The 19976-nt window shown below is 31.2% G+C and carries 19 protein-coding genes; 7 read left to right on the top strand and 12 right to left on the bottom strand.

Features of this window, described 5'->3' with window-relative positions; genetic code table 11:
• Positions 1-175 precede the first annotated feature (175 nt).
• The 5 genes from JBL43_RS00765 to JBL43_RS00745 form a co-directional block, all read right to left on the bottom strand.
• Entirely contained in the window at positions 176-724 is a 549-nt protein-coding gene (locus JBL43_RS00765) for a hypothetical protein (RefSeq protein ID WP_198839590.1), read from the bottom strand.
• A gap of 216 nt (positions 725-940) precedes the next feature.
• Positions 941-1951, bottom strand: a complete 1011-nt coding sequence (locus JBL43_RS00760) for a hypothetical protein (protein ID WP_198839589.1) — start codon at positions 1949-1951, stop codon at positions 941-943.
• A 214-nt stretch (positions 1952-2165) separates the two neighbouring features.
• Positions 2166-2792, bottom strand: a complete 627-nt coding sequence (locus JBL43_RS00755) for a hypothetical protein (RefSeq protein WP_198839588.1) — start codon at positions 2790-2792, stop codon at positions 2166-2168.
• A 36-nt stretch (positions 2793-2828) separates the two neighbouring features.
• On the bottom strand, positions 2829-3359 hold the full coding sequence (locus JBL43_RS00750) for a hypothetical protein (RefSeq protein ID WP_198839587.1): 531 nt from the start codon (positions 3357-3359) through the stop codon (positions 2829-2831).
• 358 nt (positions 3360-3717) lie between these two features.
• Positions 3718-4137: a hypothetical protein gene (locus tag JBL43_RS00745; protein ID WP_198839586.1), complete on the bottom strand. Its 420-nt coding sequence runs from the start codon at positions 4135-4137 to the stop codon at positions 3718-3720.
• A gap of 404 nt (positions 4138-4541) precedes the next feature.
• On the opposite strand from JBL43_RS00745, the gene JBL43_RS20185 reads away from it, so the two are divergent.
• The 5 genes from JBL43_RS20185 to JBL43_RS00720 all read left to right on the top strand — a co-directional run bounded on the left by JBL43_RS20185 (position 4542) and on the right by JBL43_RS00720 (position 8603).
• Positions 4542-5552 carry a DUF2141 domain-containing protein gene (locus JBL43_RS20185; RefSeq protein WP_233098642.1) on the top strand — a complete coding sequence of 337 codons (1011 nt, stop codon included), beginning with the start codon at positions 4542-4544 and terminating at the stop codon, positions 5550-5552.
• 76 nt (positions 5553-5628) lie between these two features.
• The gene (locus JBL43_RS00735) at positions 5629-6960 is read left to right on the top strand and encodes a 2TM domain-containing protein (RefSeq protein WP_198839585.1); all 1332 of its coding nucleotides are present in this window, start codon (positions 5629-5631) and stop codon (positions 6958-6960) included.
• A gap of 15 nt (positions 6961-6975) precedes the next feature.
• Positions 6976-7290 carry a 2TM domain-containing protein gene (locus JBL43_RS00730; RefSeq protein WP_198839584.1) on the top strand — a complete coding sequence of 105 codons (315 nt, stop codon included), beginning with the start codon at positions 6976-6978 and terminating at the stop codon, positions 7288-7290.
• A gap of 102 nt (positions 7291-7392) precedes the next feature.
• Entirely contained in the window at positions 7393-7788 is a 396-nt protein-coding gene (locus JBL43_RS00725) for a 2TM domain-containing protein (protein ID WP_233098641.1), read from the top strand.
• A gap of 59 nt (positions 7789-7847) precedes the next feature.
• Entirely contained in the window at positions 7848-8603 is a 756-nt protein-coding gene (locus tag JBL43_RS00720; protein WP_198839583.1) for a LytR/AlgR family response regulator transcription factor, read from the top strand.
• A gap of 13 nt (positions 8604-8616) precedes the next feature.
• Here the strand turns inward: JBL43_RS00720 and JBL43_RS00715 are convergent, their stop codons facing one another.
• Together JBL43_RS00715 and thrA are read right to left on the bottom strand one after the other, a co-directional pair.
• Complete coding sequence (locus tag JBL43_RS00715) at positions 8617-9537, bottom strand: homoserine kinase (RefSeq protein WP_198839582.1); 921 nt, start codon at positions 9535-9537, stop codon at positions 8617-8619.
• A gap of 2 nt (positions 9538-9539) precedes the next feature.
• Positions 9540-11984 carry a bifunctional aspartate kinase/homoserine dehydrogenase I gene (gene thrA / locus JBL43_RS00710; protein ID WP_198839581.1) on the bottom strand — a complete coding sequence of 815 codons (2445 nt, stop codon included), beginning with the start codon at positions 11982-11984 and terminating at the stop codon, positions 9540-9542.
• Positions 11985-12326: 342 nt separating this feature from the next.
• Here thrA and JBL43_RS00705 point away from each other — a divergent pair, with 342 nt between their 5' ends.
• A complete protein-coding gene (locus JBL43_RS00705; protein WP_198839580.1) occupies positions 12327-13964 on the top strand; it encodes an aminopeptidase P N-terminal domain-containing protein in 1638 nt (545 codons plus the stop codon).
• Between the two features lie 85 nt (positions 13965-14049).
• Here the strand turns inward: JBL43_RS00705 and JBL43_RS00700 are convergent, their stop codons facing one another.
• From JBL43_RS00700 to JBL43_RS00680, 5 genes are all read right to left on the bottom strand, one after another.
• Positions 14050-14616 (bottom strand): hypothetical protein, encoded by a 567-nt coding sequence (locus tag JBL43_RS00700; protein ID WP_198839579.1) that lies wholly within the window; start codon positions 14614-14616, stop codon positions 14050-14052.
• A 144-nt stretch (positions 14617-14760) separates the two neighbouring features.
• Positions 14761-15969 carry a diaminopimelate decarboxylase gene (gene lysA / locus JBL43_RS00695; protein ID WP_198839578.1) on the bottom strand — a complete coding sequence of 403 codons (1209 nt, stop codon included), beginning with the start codon at positions 15967-15969 and terminating at the stop codon, positions 14761-14763.
• Positions 15970-16047: 78 nt separating this feature from the next.
• Positions 16048-17286, bottom strand: coding sequence for a peptidase T (gene pepT / locus JBL43_RS00690; protein ID WP_198839577.1), 1239 nt, complete (start codon positions 17284-17286; stop codon positions 16048-16050).
• A gap of 43 nt (positions 17287-17329) precedes the next feature.
• The gene (locus tag JBL43_RS00685) at positions 17330-17887 is read right to left on the bottom strand and encodes a hypothetical protein (RefSeq protein ID WP_198839576.1); all 558 of its coding nucleotides are present in this window, start codon (positions 17885-17887) and stop codon (positions 17330-17332) included.
• A gap of 22 nt (positions 17888-17909) precedes the next feature.
• Positions 17910-18956, bottom strand: coding sequence for a WD40/YVTN/BNR-like repeat-containing protein (locus tag JBL43_RS00680; protein WP_198839575.1), 1047 nt, complete (start codon positions 18954-18956; stop codon positions 17910-17912).
• A gap of 66 nt (positions 18957-19022) precedes the next feature.
• On the opposite strand from JBL43_RS00680, the gene JBL43_RS00675 reads away from it, so the two are divergent.
• Positions 19023-19931 (top strand): patatin-like phospholipase family protein, encoded by a 909-nt coding sequence (locus tag JBL43_RS00675; protein ID WP_198839574.1) that lies wholly within the window; start codon positions 19023-19025, stop codon positions 19929-19931.
• Positions 19932-19976 lie beyond the last annotated feature (45 nt).

Below are 19976 nucleotides of genomic sequence, written 5' to 3'. Positions count from 1 at the left end.
AGTTCTTCTTAATTGCAAAATAAGCTGGTACAACTGCCTTGAAAAAGTTAAAAATAGTATTGCGAAAAATTATAGCGTCTCTTAAAATAGCTACAATCAAGCCGATTATTTGTTCAATATGTCATTTTGATGCTTGTGCACCGATTACCCTTGTTGTAAAACGTTTTTTATTCCTTTAGTAATTTTTTATTTTGAAAGTATTGTCACAAAGATTATAGGTTTTCCATTGTCCTATTTTTTTTCCATTCAATCTTTTTCCTTCTTTCCACAGTTTGAGTTTTCCTTCTTTTTCTGATTGATTAAATTCTCTTTCAACACTCTCAATAGAGATATCTTTACTTGAATTTAATATTTGCTCAATTGTAATATTATCCATTAAATCAATTCGACTGGTTTCGATTATTTTATAAACATCTCCAGATTTATTAAATTGTTTTTGATATAACAAGTTTCCAAAATTGTCATAAGATTGCTCAAAAAATAGCTCCCCCGTTTTATTAAATATTTGTTGGTTTCCACTCAATATATTATAGGAATATTCTCCATACTCGTAAACTAAAAATTTAGATACTTTTTTAGTTTTTCCGTTACTATAGTTTTTGGTTTTAATAATTGAATCAATAGGTTTTATCGTTTTAGTTAATTCAATGAATTTTTTAGAATGTTGAGAATAAACATTCAAATTGACAACGAAAAATATTGTTATGACTAGTTTTATTCTCATAATGTTTTACTACGTTTGGCTATGTTCCGTTAATTTTCTGTGATAAAGTTAATAGAATATTCATTGACCTTTTCGCTTTTTAACTATTTTTTACGTAGCTATTACGATTGAATTGGCGATTCTGCTTGTGGAATGAGTTATTTTAGAAAAAACATGTTAAAAGTATTTTCCTAAATCTTAATAAATAATCCAAAATCAATGGCATAAACGCTGTTGTTAGCGAGCATAATTTTCCATTGATTTTAATTGGTTATATAACTCCATATTTTCCGACTTTTTCAAATAATATAAATATGACGAATTAAGTTGTTTAAATTGACGGACGATAATATAATCTTTCTCTTTTTCTACGATTCCATTTTCATTCTCTAAGATTTGTGTAATCATAAAATATGGTCGGTCAATTTCATTCGGCATTACCATAAGTTTTTCATAAGGTATTAAGTGCAATGAAATAGTTTCTGGATTGCCTTTATACCTAGTTATATCATTTGCTATTTCTGTTTTTTCAATTTTGGATTTTGACATCAGTTCGATAGTTATATTTAGAGATTCCTGAACAGTTTTTTTCAAGTCCGATATTTTCTCACTTAGTTCTCCGTCTTTTCCGCTTTTCTGCGAACCTCCAGTATGATAAATTTTTATTCTTTTGAAGTCCGATTGCTTAAAGTCAAATTTATCTAATTTTTCAAAATCTGGTTTTACTTCTTTAACATTTGAATTGTCCAAGACATTTAGCATTATCATTTTGTCAAATCCGAATGATGGTAAAAAACTAATAGTAATCATTCTTAACGGTGGTTCGTTCTTTCTTGCTGGTGGCATTGGAAAGGCGTATATTAAAAATTCAATATTTCTTTCTTTTGTGATTTCCGGTTCATTTATTTGACCAGAAGAGACTTGGCTTAAAACTTTTTCCTTTTCTGGAATTCCAAATTCAGCAATTAGTTCGGATGCTTTGTCCACATATTTTTTCAATAATTCCTCTGGTACTTTTTTCGCAACTGGGTTAAAAAACGAAGCTCTGACTTTTTTATAGTCCTTAGTTTTAAGATAATTAATAATTTCATAAGCCTTCGTAATTCCTCTATCGTTTTGTGATTCTATTTTTGGTTCAGAGCTTAATTCGGCTGTTGTTCCTTCAACTAGTTCTTTTTTCTCCTTTGTAGCATTTCCACAAGCAAGAAAAAGGCTAGTCATTAAAATAAATATTGTTGTTATTTTCATAATTTTATTATTATGCTCGTAACGTTTGGCTATGTGCCGTTAATTTTCTTTGATAAAGCAATAAAGTTAATAGATAAACACAGCCCTTTTCGCTTTTAAACTATTTTTTTACGTTGCCCTTGCGTTTCCCTTAACAATTCCTACTAAGGGTATGAGTTGTCGAAGTGTATCTATTTTAATAGCACTTGCTCTAAACCCAATAACTAAGCTAAAATTAGCGGCTGTATTTTTTTACGACTTTATTCATTATTTTGAAAATGTTTTTCGAGTTTTCGACATTGTTATTATCACACCCTTCAATGTTGTGATTCACTACAAATTGTCCAATTTCTTTGCCGTTAGTATATTGAATAAAGTAAACATCGGAACAACTCCAAGAAGGTTCACAATACTTTTCACTGTCTTCTGTATTTATGAAATTTGGGTCAGAAATTATTGCTTTTAATTTTTCTTTAATTCCTTTATCAACAATTGTTTCAGAGAAGTTCAACTCCGCCAATTCTATTTCGGTTTCATATTTTTCATCAACATAAGAGTGAAATGTTAATTCTGAATTAGACTCTTTAAATTCCAACATTTGTTCAAATGCAGCTCCTCCGCCAGGAAATCGCCAAACTCTTAAAGTTCCAGTGTCTAATTCAGATATAGATTTTCTATTCATTTTTTCTAATGGATATTGAATCTCTTTAGTTAGATAATGTTTAAAGTCCCATTTTTCTGTTTGTTCAGGACTCTTTTCGGTCAATTCAGGTTTTTCAGTTAATTCCGCTTTATTATTATTTGAAATGTTTTTACATCCAAATATCAGAAATATTAATAAAATTGCAATTAGTTTGTTCATAATGCCGCCAACGTGTGGGCGTTGGCAAATCGTTTTTTATTCAATCAGTTTTTTATTTTTCAATACATCAAATCCAAAAAAACCATCTCGTATTTCAAATTCCACACTTTTATATAAATTCATTTTTTTATAAAATTGAGAATAGAATACTAATTCTTTCCTTTTTCCTTTATATTCAATTATAAAAACTGGCTTATTTTCAGAACCAGCTTTTCCTGGTCTTTTGGGAAGAAAAGTTCGGTCAATAATTTCATAATTTTCAGTTGTTGTTTTTTTATCTGCTAAATAATAATTAGTTAACATAAAAATTGAGCAAGCAAGAAAACCAAATCCGCAAACGTAATGCATAGAAGAATAAAAGTAAAGTCCAATTCCGCTATAATTATATGTTTTTCCGTAATTCTTAAAATCTAATAAAAAAGAGATAATTCCAATAACTAAAATTATACCAATTAAAATTGACAATTCAATAATTGTATTCCTGTAAATCACAACTTGCCAAACCATTGAAAATATTCCTAAAATGAATATTGTCGGATAAAATATTTTTCTTTGTTTTTTCGTCATTTTGCGTTTCCGTCAAATGTTTGCCAACGTTTGGTTATAAGCCGTTAATTTTATGTTATAAAGCACTAAAGTTAATAGCTAAAACACAGATTTTTTCGCTTTTCAACTATTTTTTTACGTTGCCCTTGCGTTTCCCTAAACAAAACAAACTTACGGCATGGGGTGTTTGAAGTGCAACTATTTTAAAAGCAATTGCCAAATTCCAATTAATAAGCCAAAATTAATGGCATATAGCCCGAGTTGGCAATTGGCTTTTTTCCGCTCAACACATTTTACTTTTTATACTTTACGATATTCCTTTTTCAACCTAAAAATTTCATCAGTTATAATATGTTCACCTAGAAACTTTCTATTTTTTTCAGTACTTTCTTTTTAAGAATAAATAGAATCCAAATTGAACAAGTAAATTTGGAATCAAAAATATCAAAAGAACGATTGTGAAAAAATATATATACTCAGAATCAATAGAAATTTCATTCTGAGAAATACTTATCCAAGTCACGAGAATTACCATTAAAACTAAAAGAGTAATTACAATTTTAATACTCGGTTTAAATATTTTTTTTTCGAGGTCTTTTGTTATCTCTAAATCTTCATATTTCCCATAAATATTTATATATAAAACCAAAGCAATAATTGGTAATATAGCTCCTAAAATTATTCCGAAACTTGAATGACCTTGAAATGAGGTATAAACCAAAAATCCCCCAACAATTGCGTTGATAATAGTTGCAATAATTATCGCTAGATTTATATGTTTATTTTTAATTAATTCCATTTTAGCTTGTTGCGAACGAGGGAATATATGCACCATTACATATATCCATATTATTTAAGTCTCAACTAAAACAAAATCTAATTTCTAAAGCATATTGTGTTAGGGCCATAAGATTTACTTTAGCGACAACTCACGTAAAGTTAGTGAATTAACATAAAGAGAAATGTTTTAAATAGGGGTTTTTATTAACAGTCTGTTCGTAAATGGTTAGTTGTATGGTTTTTTATAAATTTTATATGGTAGAATTAATTGTTGGAGGTGTGCTAAACAACGCTCATATTTTTTATGATTCAACCAATTTAACAATTCATCCTTAAAAAAATACAATTGGGTCATTACTTTTTTTAAAGACCTTTCTTTTTATGGACTTTTGAAGGGTAATTAAAAACTAAAAACAAACAACAATGATCAGACTCGTAACAGTACTCGTAATTTTCTTAGTAAGTCAAGTGATAACATCACAAACAAAATTTGAACAAGGCATGCAAAAAGCGTATCAATTAATGGCAGAAAATAAAAATGAAGAAGCTGCCAATGCTTTTGAACGTATAGCACAGGTAGAAACAGATAATTGGTTACCCTATTATAACTTAGCGTTACTGAAAGCCAGAACTACTTTTGAAATGAAAGACAAAAAGAAGGTTGGTACAGAACTTAAAGCTGCAGCAGAATATGCCGATAAGGCAGATGACATTTCACCAGACAATTCAGAAATTTATGTGTTAAAAGCATTTATTAATGTAGCTAAAATAGTTATGGACCCAATGACATATGGAGCAAGTTTAACACCAGAAACTACAGGGTTGTATCAAAAAGCCATCGCCTTAGATAAAAGTAACCCGAGAGCACAAAGTGGTTTGGTAGAATTTGAAATGGGTGGTGCTCAGTTCTTTAATCAAGATTTAAGTCCATATTGTAAACGCTTAAAAGCAACTATTGCTGTGTATGATAATTTTAAACCAGAATCTAAATTTCATCCAAACTGGGGGAAAGATAGAGTGCTAGAAGTAATAAAAACATGTGGAATTACACAAAAAAGTGATGAAGTAGGTGCTGAAGAAACAGACGGGGTAATCATTACCGTAAATGTACCTAATGTAACTAGCGATAAAGGTGTTTTACGTTTTGCATTATATGATAAGGCTACTTTTATGAGAACTCCTTTAGATGGTCAAATCACTACAATAAAAGAGGGTAAGGCATCGATTGAGTTGAAAAATGTAGCTCCTGGAGCGTATGCTATTATTTGTTATCACGATGGAAATAATAACGATACATTTGATTATGATAATAATGGAATGCCAGCAGAAGATTGGGGAATGTCTAATAATCCTGTTTTAATGGGACCTCCAACTTTTGATAGTGCTAAATTTACAGTTGAAAATAAATCATTAGATTTAACTATTAAATTTTAAGAGGGAACTTTAAAGATGCTGAGTTTTGTCTAGATACATTGGTAACACTCATGAAAATTAATTAGAAAGATAAAAAATGTCTGAATACAGAAAAGTAATAGTTATAGGATTTATAATTGGTGTTGTTATCATGATAATTGATATGATCTTTAGAGTATTATCAGGATATTCAATAACATTTGACAATCAGCTGTTAATTTCATTCGGGTATTATCAAATGTATTCTATAGTCTTAACTATAGTAAATTCAAGCTTCTTTGGCTATTTGAATAAAATTGAGTGGAAAAAATATGGACAATACAGAATACTGATTGGCAGCCTAGGAGGTGTGGTGTTAACCATGATTGCTATTGTTTTTTTGAGAATGTTTCAAGAAATGACCATAAAAGGGGAAGGGTTTAACGAATTTTATACAGGAGAGTTAAGCAATGGTAGGTTCTATTTCACTTGTGTTATCATTACTATTGTGGCAAGTATTTTTTTTCATGCCGTTTATTTTTATCAAAAATCGCAAAAGGAAAAAGTTACCGAACAAAAAATTATTGCAGGTACTGCATCTGCTCAATTTGATGCTTTAAAAAATCAGTTAGATCCGCACTTTTTATTTAATAGTTTAAATGTGCTGACCAGCTTAATAGATGAAAACCCTGATGCTGCTCAAAAATTTACAACGGCATTATCTAAGGTGTATAGATATGTACTAGAGCAAAAAAATAAGGAACTTATAAGTGTTGATGAAGAGCTTCAATTTGCCAAAACCTATGTGAGTTTATTAAAAATGCGATTTGAAGACAGTATTATTTTTAGTATTCCCGATAAGGCAAGTAATTCAGAGGCGAAAGTGATACCCTTAGCATTACAATTATTACTAGAAAATGCCGTAAAACACAATGTTGTAAATAGTAAAAACCCATTAACTATTAAAATCTATGAACAAGAGGGACATTTAGTGGTAGAAAATAATTTACAGACCAAAGCAGTATTAAAAAAGAGTAGTGGAGTAGGACTTACAAACATTCAACAACGTTATCAATTGTTAACCGATCGCAAAGTGAGTATTAATAAAACAGAGGGTGCTTTTATAGTAAAATTGCCCATGTTAACAAAACAAATTTCAGTTATGCAAACACAAGAAAATTATATAGAAGATAAAAGATATTTAAAGGCAAAAGAAAGGGTAGAAAAAATAAAAGCGTTTTATAGTAATTTAACGTCATATCTTATTGTAATTCCCATATTAGCCTACATAAATTTTAGAGGAGGAGGAGGTTTTCCTTGGGTTATTTTCCCTGCATTGGGTTGGGGCTTTGGACTCTTAATGCATGGTATGGAAACTTATGGTTACAATCCGCTTTTAGGTAAAGATTGGGAAGATCGTAAGGTGAGAGAATTTATGGATAAAGAATAAGTAAACACTACAATTATGGAAAATTTAGATAAAGAAAACAAATACATTAAAGCGAAAGAACGCGTAGGTAAAATTAAAAAGTTCTATGGAAATTTACTTTCTTATGTTGTATTTATAAGCTTTTTAGCAGGTTTGAACTATTATACTGACGGATGGCGAAATCCTTGGTTCTTGTGGGCTGCTTTTGGTTGGGGAATTGGAATTTTCTTTCATGCACTTAAAGTATTTGATTGGAACCCTTTTATGGGGAAAGATTGGGAAGAGCGTAAAATTCAAGAATACATGAATAAAGATTCTAAAGCGTATAAAAAGACCCAACATTGGGAGTAAGTTTTAGAGGTGCGAAGTAAAAATAAAAGGGGTGCTAGAAGTGACCATCATTTCATAAACTTACGTCAGTTCGAGTGATGCTAAATTGAATTTTTGGGTGTAATGAAATTTTCAGAATCGTATCAAGAACTCATTGCAAAACCTTTAATAATAACAATAATTATGGAAACAGAATACACAAATAATAAAAAATATAGACAAGCAAAAAAACGCGTTAAAGAACTAAAAGGTTTCTATTGGCACTTTGCCATTTATATACTCGTAAATTCATTTATAACTTTAAATATTGTAATTAGAAACTACTATAACGGAGAATCTTTAATGGAAGCTATTTGGAGTTTTGACACTTTTTCAGTTTGGATTTTCTGGGGTATTGGCATCTTTTTTCATGGAATGAATGTTTTTGGATATCCTTTACTCTTAGGTAAGAATTGGGAAGAACAAAAAATCAAAAAAATGATGGAAGAAGATGAAAGACAAGTTCGAAAATATAAGTAATATTTTAATATATCTTTAAAAGTATTTAAATCAACCAACCATTTATTATAAAATTGTTTATGAACGTAATAATAATAGAAGACGAAAAACCAGCAGCAAGACGATTAGATAGAATGTTACAAAAGATAGGTGTTACGGCAGTCGCTATGTTACATTCTGTTGAAGAGTCGGTAACATGGTTTCAAGAAAATACACATCCAGATCTTATTTTTTTAGATATACAATTGTCTGATGGTTTGTCTTTTGAAATTTTTGAAAGTATAGATATAAATAGTGCTATCATATTTACAACAGCCTACGACGAATATGCCTTGCAAGCATTTAAATTGAACAGCATTGACTATTTATTAAAACCAATTGATACGGATGACTTAGAAAGTGCCTACGAAAAATTTAAGGAAAGAATACCGACCAAACAAAAGGTGTCAATAGATTTTGATGATATAAAACAGTTATTGGTGAATCCTTTAGAACGAGAATACAAAAAGAGATTTACTATAAAGGTCGGACAACACTTAAAAATGGTATCTATTGATAGTATTGAATGTTTTTATAGTGAGAACAAAGGAACCTATATTCATACCACAGAAGGTAGAGATTATTTAATAGATTTAACCTTAGATCAATTAGAACAAGAGTTAGAACCACAAACCTTTTTTAGAACCAGTCGTAAGTTCTATGTAAATGTAAATGCGATAAAAGATATTATATCATATACCAATTCACGCCTTCAAATCAAACTGAACACCTACCAACATCAAGATATTATTGTAAGTAGAGAACGTGTCCGAGATTTTAAAGATTGGTTGGAATAATATTCAAAAAAATCTAGATTATTTCACAACCGTTTAAATTGACCTTTGAAACGTGAATATTAAAATCAATGGTAGTCTTTTGGTAAACTTGTCGCATAGATTCGGCTACTTTTTCCGCAATTTGCTCTCCTTTTGATAAGGCAAAAATGGTTGGACCAGACCCTGAAATTCCAACACCTAAAGCTCCTGCTTTTATTCCTTCCGTTTTGATAGCATCAAAATGAGGGATTAATTTTTTACGAAAGGGTTCAGCAATTACATCTTCTAACGATCGACTAACTAGTTCATAATCATCGGTGTACAGTCCGCTAATTAAGCCCGCTAGATTCGCACTTTGTTTTACAGCATTGGCAACGGTAACCGTAGGATGTATTGCATTACGAGCATCTTCGGTTTTAATTTCTATTTGTGGATGAATAACTGTGGCCCACAATTCTTTCGGAACGGGTAATTTAACAATTTCTAACGGTGCGTAGCTTTTTACCAATATAAAGCCACCATAAATAGCAGCGGCAACATTGTCTGCTATAGGTGATCCACAAGCTGCTTTTTCTCCTAAACGGGCAAATTCAGTAAGTTCTAAATTAGAAAATGGTTTTCCTAATAATTGGTTCACTCCAAAGGCTGCACCTGCTGAGCTTGAGGCACTACTGCCCAATCCGCTACCTGGTTTTACTTTTTTGAAAAGTTGCATGTCTATTCCAAAATCAGGTTTGGCTTCATCTATCATTGCCCAAGCAACCACACTAGCCGCATTTTTGCGACTGTCAAAAGTTAATTCAGCTCCTTCAATTTTACTTATGGTAACGCCTTTTTCGATTGTTTTTGTAAAGATCATTTCATCACCAACAGCATTTATTGCAAATCCTAAGGCATCAAATCCACAGGACACATTAGCAACGGTTGCGGGAGCAAATATTTTGATTGAGTTCATAGTTAATTATTTGCAATTTTAATAATATCTGCAAAAAGTCCTGAAGCTGTAACGTCTGCACCAGCACCAGCACCTTTAATAATCATAGGTTGTTCTGGATATCTTTTGGTATAAAACATTACGATATTATCCTTGCCTTCTAAATTGTAAAAAGGATGTCCTACTGGTATTTCCTTTAAGCCAACTTTAGCCTTACCGTTAATTAGTTCAGCTACATACTTTAACTGACAATTGTTACTGTTCGCTGATTTTAATAACTCCTTAAAGTGATTAGCATCGGTTTTTAATGAATTGTAAAAGTCATCAACACTATCAGCTTTGTGATTATTCTCTGTAAGGAATGAATCATTTTCTATATCTTCTAAGTTGATTTTAATCCCGCTTTCTCTTGCTAAAATTAAAATTTTTCGAGCAACATCTACACCGCTTAAATCGATTCTAGGGTCTGGTTCTGTATAACCTTCTAATTGTGCTTGTTTAACCACATCATAAAATTCAGTTTCAGTGGTAAAGTTATTAAAGATGAAATTTAAACTTCCAGATAAAACTGCTTGAATTTTATGTACTTGATCTCCTGAAGTAATTAAATTATTTAAGGTATCTATAATTGGTAAACCTGCACCAACATTGGTTTCAAAGAAATAAGGCACGTCATATGATCGTGATAATTCTTTTAGCTCTTTGTATTTTTTATAAGTAGCAGAGCTCGCAATTTTATTACAAGCAACAACAGCTGTACTGTTTTTTAAATACTTGGCATACATGTCAGCCACTTTTGCATTCGCTGTAATATCTACAAAAACGCTATTTCTAAGGTTTAATGCTTTTACCTGTTCAAGAAAGCCTTCTAAGGTTGCTTGTGAACCATTATTTAATTGCTCTTTCCATGAAGATAGGTTTATGCCTTCATCATTGAAAATCATTTGTCTTGAATTTGACAGACCAACAATCCTAATATTAATGTTTAAATTATTTAATAAAAATTCATGTTGCTGTTCTATTTGCTCAATGAGTTTTGCCCCAACATTACCTACACCTGTAATAAATAAATTAAGCTGTTTATTATTGTTTTTAAAGAAACTTTCATGTAGACTATTAATTCCTTTTTTAACATCTTTAGCTGCAATTACAGCAGAAATGTTTTTTTCAGAAGCACCTTGAGCAATGGCTCTTATGTTCACATTATTCTTTCCTAAAGTACCAAACATCTTTCCGCTAATACCCTGGTGACTTTTCATATGATCGCCAACAATAGCTATAATAGATAAGTTTTTTTCTATCTGTAAGGGCTTAATTTTATTTTTTAATATTTCGAATTCAAAAGTGCTGTCAATCGCAATTTTAGCCAAATTAGCATTACTATCATCAATACCGATACAAATAGAATGCTCAGAAGATGCTTGTGTAATCAACTTGACGTTAATTTTTTCAGTAGCCAGCGTTTCAAATAATCGTTTTGAAAATCCCGGAATACCTACCATTCCAGATCCTTCTAAAGTAATTAATGTTACATCATCAATATGACTAATTCCTTTTACAGGATTTTTTTTGTCTTTACTGGTTTTTGTAATAAGTGTACCTGCATCTTCTGGTTTTAAAGTGTTTTTGATACGAATAGGTATTTCCTTTTTTAAAACCGGATGAATCGTTGGAGGGTATATCACCTTGGCACCAAAGTGCGATAATTCCATTGCTTCTTCATAAGAAATTTGCTCAATAGGCATCGCTTGTGGAACAACATTAGGATTGGCTGTAAACATTCCACTTACGTCTGTCCATATTTCTAATACATCTGCATCAAGTGCAGAAGCTACAATAGCAGCAGTGTAATCAGAACCACCACGACCTAGCACTGTGGTGTCTCCATTTTCTGCCGAAGAAATAAAGCCAGGTAAAACGGTAACTTTCGTTTTATTAGATTTAAAATAGTCTTGAATTTGACGATTGGAAACTTCAAAATTTACTGAAGCATTTGTATAATTGGTATTGGTTAAAATCAGTTCTCTAGTATCTTTTCGTTCTGCATCAATATGATTCACTTGTAATGCTTTTGCAATTACAAATGATGATAATAGTTCACCATGACTTACAATATTGGCTTCGCTTTTTGCTGAAAGTTCGCTTATTAATGAAATACTATCTAATATAGATTTAAGATCCGCAAGTTTTACATTTACAAATTTTAAAACTTCATTTTTATCCTTTTCTGTAAATAAATCTGAAATGATCTGATTGTGTATTGTTTTAATATCTTCAATAACGGAAGTGTATGCTGTTTTTTTGATAGAAGCAAGCTGTGCAGCTTCCAGTAATAAATTGGTAACTTTTGCAAAAGCAGAAACAACAATAATTTGTTTTTCTTCTTGGTTAGTTTTTACAATTTCAATTATTTTATTAATATTTTTTGATGAACCTACTGAGGTTCCTCCAAATTTTAAAACTTTCATAAATAGTGGATTACTGATAAATAATTATTTTATGGTTATTCCTTAATAGACCAAATAATACGAATGTGTAAGAATGATTAACCCCAAAGGGTGAAAACTGAAGTAAATGCATTAAAAATCGTACTTTTTATGCGTGTAGTTGTGTTGGTATGTAATGTTCTTAATTGCACACTTCAAATGTACTAGATATTGTTTTAATAACAATCTATGTTTAATGTTTTATTGTGTTTTTTATTAATTATTGATGAATCCGTAATTTTTTTTTGCAAATAATTATAATTTATGACTTTCATTGAAAGGAATATAATTGTACTTTTGATTTATAACCAATTATTACATATAATGAAATCCCTACAAACGTGTTTGTTTGCTTTACTTATTTTTCAATTCAGTTTTGGCCAAGATGATCAATTACCAACTGATTACTTGTCTAAAGAATTTCATAAAGAAAGAAGAGCTGCATTACGACAAAAAATGCCAAAAAATAGTGTTGCCGTATTATTTGCGAACCCCGTTCGGAATAGAGCAAATGATGTAGAGTACATATATCATCAAGACCCCAATTTTTATTATTTAACTGGTTATAAAGAACCTCATGCTGTTTTATTGATTTTTTCAGAAAATCAGACGGATGGAGATTCTTCATATAACGAAGCTATTTATGTACAAGAAAAAGATCCTAGAGCAGAACAATGGACAGGTAAAAGGTTGGGTGTAACTGGTGTTAAAGAACAGTTAGGGTTTAATAAAGTGTTTAACGGAAGCGAGTTTAGTACTGCAACCTACGATTTTGAAAAATTCAGTAAAGTATTAATTGTTGATTTTAATGATGATTATAGAGATTCAGGTAAAAATAAGGCCGATTTATACGATTTAGTACAACAGTTTAAAGAAAAGTCAAAATATGATAAAAGTTTATTGTCAAATCCGACAACCGACAGAATATATGAAGTAATTAAGGCTACAGGAATTGAAAATAGTGCAAATGTGGCTCAAGATTTAGGTCGGTACATGGATTATTATCCAGAATTAAAGGAAGATGAATTGATCAATGGATATCATAATGCGGCGAATGATGAACTTAGAAATGAATTTAAACAAAAGATAAGTTTAAAATTAGAAGCTCCACCTAAAACGAATATTGATATCAGTAGTTTAAATGATTTTATGGGAGCCTTGCGAGAAAAAAAGCAACCCGAAGAAATGAAGTTACTGAAAAAAGCCGTTGAAATATCCGCGATAGGGCAAAGGGAAGTAATGAAAGCGATGCATCCTAATATGTCGGAAGCTGAAATACAAGGAGTACATGAATTTGTATATAAAAAGTATGGTGCAGAGTACGAAGGGTATCCGTCTATTGTTGGAGGTGGTCATAACGGCTGTATTCTACATTATATAGAGAATAATAAAACAAAAGTGGGTAATGATTTAGTGTTAATGGATTTAGGAGCAGAATATAGAGGCTATACGGCCGATGTTACTAGAACCATTCCAGCAAACGGTAAGTTTTCAACGGAACAAAGAGCCATTTACGATATTGTTTATGATGCCCAAGAAGCGGGTATCGCTTTGGTAAAAACAGGAAGTACTTTTGCAGCATCTCATGAAGCTACACGAGAAATAGTGAATGCAGGTTTGTTGAAATTAGGCATTATTAAAACTATTGATGAGAAACATAATTATTATCCGCATGGCTCATCGCATCATATTGGTTTAGACGTGCACGATGCGGGTAGTCAAGGTGAATTTAAATTAGATATGGTAGTGACCGTTGAACCGGGAATCTATATCCCTGAAAATAGTCCCTGCGATAAAAAATGGTGGGGAATTGCCGTTCGAATTGAAGATGATATTTTGGTGACTGAAAATGGACCCGTAAATTTATCAGCCGCTGCACCAAGAAAAGCAGATGAAATTGAAAAGTTAATGAAAGAAACGAGTGTACTTGATAGTTTTAAATTACCAAAGTTAGACGAGTAACAATCGAAAATAGATATGAATTAATTAGTAACGGTCTGGATAAGAAATAACCCTGTGTTTCTAATACAGATTTAAAAATTTAAATCTAAAAGCGATACCCAATTCGTAAATGTAAATTAATGGCTGTACCACTTTCATTACTAGAATATCCATTTTGTTTATAAAACTCTTTGTAATATCCAATTCCAATCCCAGTTTCATAGTTAAAATGTTTTCCTAAATTTCTTCGAATACCCCATGTTGGGACTATTTGTAGTGTTGGAATAATAGAAACATTCTGATCACTTGATATGGTAAATAAATCAGGATTGAAACTCGTTTTTATGGAAATGAAATTACCACTATTGCCATCAATTCTTTTAGACTTTTTAACACGCTTTTCTAAATTATAGTAAAATCTTGGTTCTATAACAATTACAGGGGTTAATAGAAATCCTCGATTATCTTGATATATACCTCTTTCCCAAAAGCCAAAATCTAGTCCTAATTCACCTCTTAAAGCAAACTTATCTGATAATTTTGTTTCCCCATGAAAATAGAGACCTAAAAATCCTGTTTGTACTCCAAATACATGATCTTCAACAGAAGCATTTTGAGATTTAACACTAAAAGACAGTAAAACGAAGACTGTGGCAACTATAATTTTTTTCATAGATGAATTTGTGTTGAGTTTGTAAAAGAAATTGGTGACAACAATAATACCTAATACCTTAGAATGATTCTAAATTAAACAACCCTGAAAGGACTTGAATTCTTTTCAGGGTTATTTATATAGTATGAAATAAAGGTTTTGAATCTAGAAATTCAAATCTAAATTTTGTCCTTTTAACAAATCTTGAATTGTTTCTCGTTCACGTATTAGATAATCTTTACCATCTTTTACTAATACTTCTGCGGGTCTATAACGAGAATTATAGTTAGATGCCATAGAAAAACAGTATGCTCCTGCATTGCTAAAGCTCAAAATATCACCTTCAGTAATTTCGGTAATTCTACGGTTAGACCCTAAGGTGTCCGTCTCACAAATATAACCAACAACGGTATAAAATCTTTCTTTCCCTTTCGGATTAGAGATGTTTTCTATATGATGATAAGAATCGTAAAACATGGGTCTTATCAAGTGATTTAATCCACTATCTACACCTGCAAAAACGGTTGAAGTAGTTTGTTTTACAACATTAACGTTTACTAATAGTTTACCAGCTTCACTTACTAAAAACTTACCAGGTTCAAACATTATGGTTAAGTCTCTACCGTAACTTTTACAAAACTCATTAAATCGTTTACTGAGTTTTTTCCCTAATTCTTCAATATCTGTAGAGATGTCGTTTTCTTTGTAAGGTACTTTAAATCCACTTCCAAAATCAATAGATTCTAAGTCTTTAAATGATTCAGCCGCGGTAAAAAGAATTTCAGTAGCTCTTAAAAAGGCATCTACATCATAAATGTCAGAGCCTGTGTGCATATGTATTCCATTAATTCGCATCCCCGTATTTTCTACCACACGTAGAATTAACGGTAATTGATGTACAGAAATACCAAATTTAGAATCGATATGACCTACAGAAATTTTAGAATTTCCACCAGCCATAACATGCGGATTGATACGTATACAAACAGGTATTTCTGGATATTTTTGTCCAAATTGTTCTAAAATAGAAATATTATCGATGTTAATATGAACTCCTAAATCTTTAGCTTGTTCAATTTCTTCTAAAGAAACTCCGTTGGGAGTGAAAATAATATCTTCCGGTGCAAAACCAGCTTTTAAACCTAACTGGACTTCTTGGACAGATACAGTATCAATACCAGAGTTTAATTGCTTTAAAACTTTTAATACATTTATATTTGAAAGTGCTTTTACCGCATAATTTATTTTCAAGTTTTTTACTCCTGAAAACGCTTTTTCCATACGTTGGTATTGTGAGATGATTTTGTCAGAATCATATACATATAAAGGTGTATCATATTTTTTAGCAAGCGATAATAATAATTTTCTATCCATGGTTGAAATTTAAAAGCAGTAAAAATAAGGAACTAATTAAAACGATTGAACTTTTGTTTGAATAAATACAAAATTAACTTATTTGTTGAGTTCTCTCGTTGCCGTAATCTCAGCAATTTTCACAATTACTTCAACAGCTTTTTCCATAGATTCAGCAGGAACATATTCATAACGTCCATGAAAATTATGTCCACCTGCAAATATATTAGGGCAGGGTAGTCCTTTATAAGATAATTGAGAACCATCTGTACCTCCTCGAATCGCCTTAATTAATGGTGTTACACCAACCGCTTTCATAGCTTCTTCCGCAATATCAACAATATGCATAACAGGCACTACTTTTTCCTTCATATTATAATATTGATCTGAAATTTCAACATGAACTAAATCTTTGCCCAATTTGGCATTAAGATCATCTGCTACTTTTTGAAAAACGGCTTTTCGTTTGTTGAACAACTCCATATCATGGTCACGGATAATATATCCTAATTCTGTTTTTTCAACTTCACCATTTAAGGTATGTAAATGATAGAATCCTTCATAACCTTCGGTTCTTTCTGGAACTTCATCTTTAGGTAGAGCTGCAATAAATTCACTAGCAATAAGCATTGAATTTATCATCTTGCCTTTTGCATAACCGGGATGAACAATTTTTCCAGTGATAACAACCTTCGCACCAGCAGCATTAAAATTTTCATATTCTAGTTCGCCAATTTGGCTACCATCCATAGTGTAAGCCCATTCAGCTCCAAATTTATCTACATCAAAAAGATGTGCTCCTTTGCCTACTTCTTCATCAGGAGTAAAGCCAATTCTAATTTTACCATGCTTTATTTCAGGATGTTGAATCAAATGTTCCATTGCTGTTATAATTTCTGTAATACCAGCTTTATCATCAGCACCTAATAGGGTAGAACCGTCTGTAGTAATTAATGTTTGACCTTTGTATTGTAGTAAATCATCAAAATAATCTGGTGACAAAATGATGTTTTCTTCTTGGTTTAAAACAATGTCTTTTCCATCATAATTCTTATGGATTTGTGGCTTAACATTAGTTCCGCTATAATCGGGACTCGTATCTATATGAGAAATAAAACCTATAGTTGGTACTTCGTGATCAACGTTACTTGGTAAGGTTGCCATGATATAGCAATTATCATCTAAAGTAACCTCTTGTAAACCAATTTTTTTTAAATCATCAACCAAAACTTTGGCTAAGTTCCATTGTTTTTCTGTACTCGGAAAGGCTTCGTTTTCAGGATCAGATTGCGTGTCAATGGTTATATACTTAATAAATCTATTTATAATGTGTTGCATGTTATTTTTGTTATTTATCTGAGATTCTCGTTGTAAATGAAATCTATTCAATAAGTTCAAGGTTGTCAAAAAGATCTATTGATTTACAGATCCTTTCATCGGCTAAACTGTCGCCATACACTTTTGAAGTTAAGGTAATATATTCATCAATATTTGTTTTTAAATATACTTGTAAAAATTTGTGATTAAGTCCTGAACGAACCCCTTCTGATAGGTTAAAATACATTGGTTTCTCCTTGAATTCTCCGAACCCAGATTTGATCATTTTCAATTGATCTCTGAATTGTAGTGTATCATTTATTTTTTTTGCAAAAGATTCATCTAAATTAAGTTCGCCTTGTTTCCAAGAAATTTCTACCACATAAGAATCTGTAAATTGTTTTGACGTATCTCCCGTATAAATATCAGATGAATACTCATCATAATAAAGAGACGTTTGCCAACTTTTAGGAATTTCAATTTTAAAATGTTTTAAAAAATCGCGATACTCTTTCATTTCTGAATTTTCAATACCGGCATTGCAATTAAATTCCTTTCTTAAAGAATTACTTTGGCAACTAACCAATCCTATCGCTAAAACTATGATTATTAATTTTTTCATTTATTATTATTGAGTTGAATTACTATTTGTTTAAAATCATTTTTCCGATCTTATTATTTCCAGCCAACCATGCAAAATTCTTATTTACAAATCGGATCGTATAATAGGCATCATTACTTACTTTTTTCCAAGTGACTCCACCATCATTAGAAAAGGAAACACCAGTGGTGCCCACAGCAAACAATTCTTGTCCATTAGTGTCTGGCACATATTGTACGCAGCTTTTATAACCAGGTTCCAATCCTTCAGAAACCAATTGCCAAGTTTTACCACCATCCTTTGTAACGGCTTTATTACCTTTATTATTATCTTTATTATTCCAATCGCCTCCAAATATAATTCCGTTTTTTGCATCATAAAAATCAACACTATATATTCCTGTCATTTGATCCCCTTGAATGATAGGTGTTTTATAAGCTTTCCAGCTTTTCCCCATATCAGAAGAATGAAAAACTCTGGCTGATTTACCTCCAGTAACTAACCATACATTTTTTCCTTGGATTGCAATGTTGCTATTACTTGCGGCAAAAGCGGCTTCGCCTTCATTAATTTTTGGTAGCACATCGCATGGTAGTTTTTGCCAAGATTTACCACCATCATTCGTTAGAATAACAGATAGGCAATCTTCTGTCGGGTCACCCATAGCAATACCATTTTTTTCGTCAAAAAAAGCCATGGCATCATAAAAAACTTTCGGATGATTTTCTGAATAAACAATTTCTAAATCACCTTCGTCATATTTGTACAAAAGTGCAGGGTTGCCAATACTTAGCATAAAAATATTTTCTGAATTAGAGGCTATAGCTCTGAAATGAGGGACAATAGTATCATAAAACACCTTTTTATCTTTAATATTTTGATTTGTCGGTAGCATTAAACCCAAATAACCATCAGAAGTTGCGTAAAAGAGACTCGAGTCTTTCATCGGGTAAATGGCTCTTATACTTGAACTATCTATAGTTATTTCTTCGATAGTTATCTTTTCAATAGTTCTAGGAATACTTGTATTTTTACAGGAAATTATTAAAACAGTAGTAATAAATAGAAAAATAAATAATTTCAATTTCATATAAATGTGTTAGTTTTATCAAAAGTAAAATTTTAAATTAAAATAGCTAAGAATTATAGTATAAATATGAGAGCATTAGTAATTTCAGGAGGAGGAAGTAAAGGGGCATTTGCAGGTGGTGTTGCTGAATATCTTATAGATGAAAAAAACAATACATACGATTTATTTTTAGGCACATCAACAGGTAGCTTAATGGTGTCGCATTTAGCATTAGGAAAGCTCTATGAGTTAAAAGCTATTTATACGACCATAAATCAACGAAAAATTTTTAGCAATAATCCTTTTGTCGTAAAAACCGTTGATGGAGAAAAAGTGGTTTCCATTAATCATTTAAATACAGTGTGGAATTTTATTAATGGACGGCGGACTTTTGGTGAAAGTAAAAACCTAAGAAAATTAATAAAAAAGTATGTTACTGAATCGTATTTTGAACGTATAAAAGCATCAGAAAAAGATGTGGTAGTAACGGTATCAAACTTAACCAAAAATGTAGTAGAGTATAAAGCGATACAAGATTGTACCTATCTCGATTTTTGTGATTGGATTTGGGCATCTTGTAACTATGTTCCATTCATGAGTTTATTGCGTAAAAATGGATGCGAATATGCCGATGGAGGTTTTGGTTCTTTAGTGCCTATAAGAGAAGCTATTTTGAGAGGAGCAACTGAAATTGATGTAATTATTTTAGAAACTGAAGTAAGCCAACTCAATAGAATTCCTTCAAAAAATCCCTTTTCATTAATTACTCATGTGGTTCAATTTATGATGGATCAAGTAGAAAGGCATAATGTAACTATTGGTAAATTACAGGCAGCACACGATAATGTGAAGCTTAATTTATATTATACGCCAACCGTTTTAACTACAAATTCTTTAGTGTTCAATAAAAAATTAATGGCCAAATGGTGGCATTACGGATATACTTATGCTAAAAAGCAACATCAATTAGAAATGAATAAGTTAAAGGAAGGGTAAGTAATTGAACAATGGTTATATAAGTATTTCAAAAACCAGAAAAAA

It is taken from the genome of Aureibaculum flavum (genome assembly GCF_016406085.1).
Classification (GTDB): domain Bacteria; phylum Bacteroidota; class Bacteroidia; order Flavobacteriales; family Flavobacteriaceae; genus Aureibaculum; species Aureibaculum flavum.
This window is presented reverse-complemented; position numbering and strand designations above follow the sequence as displayed.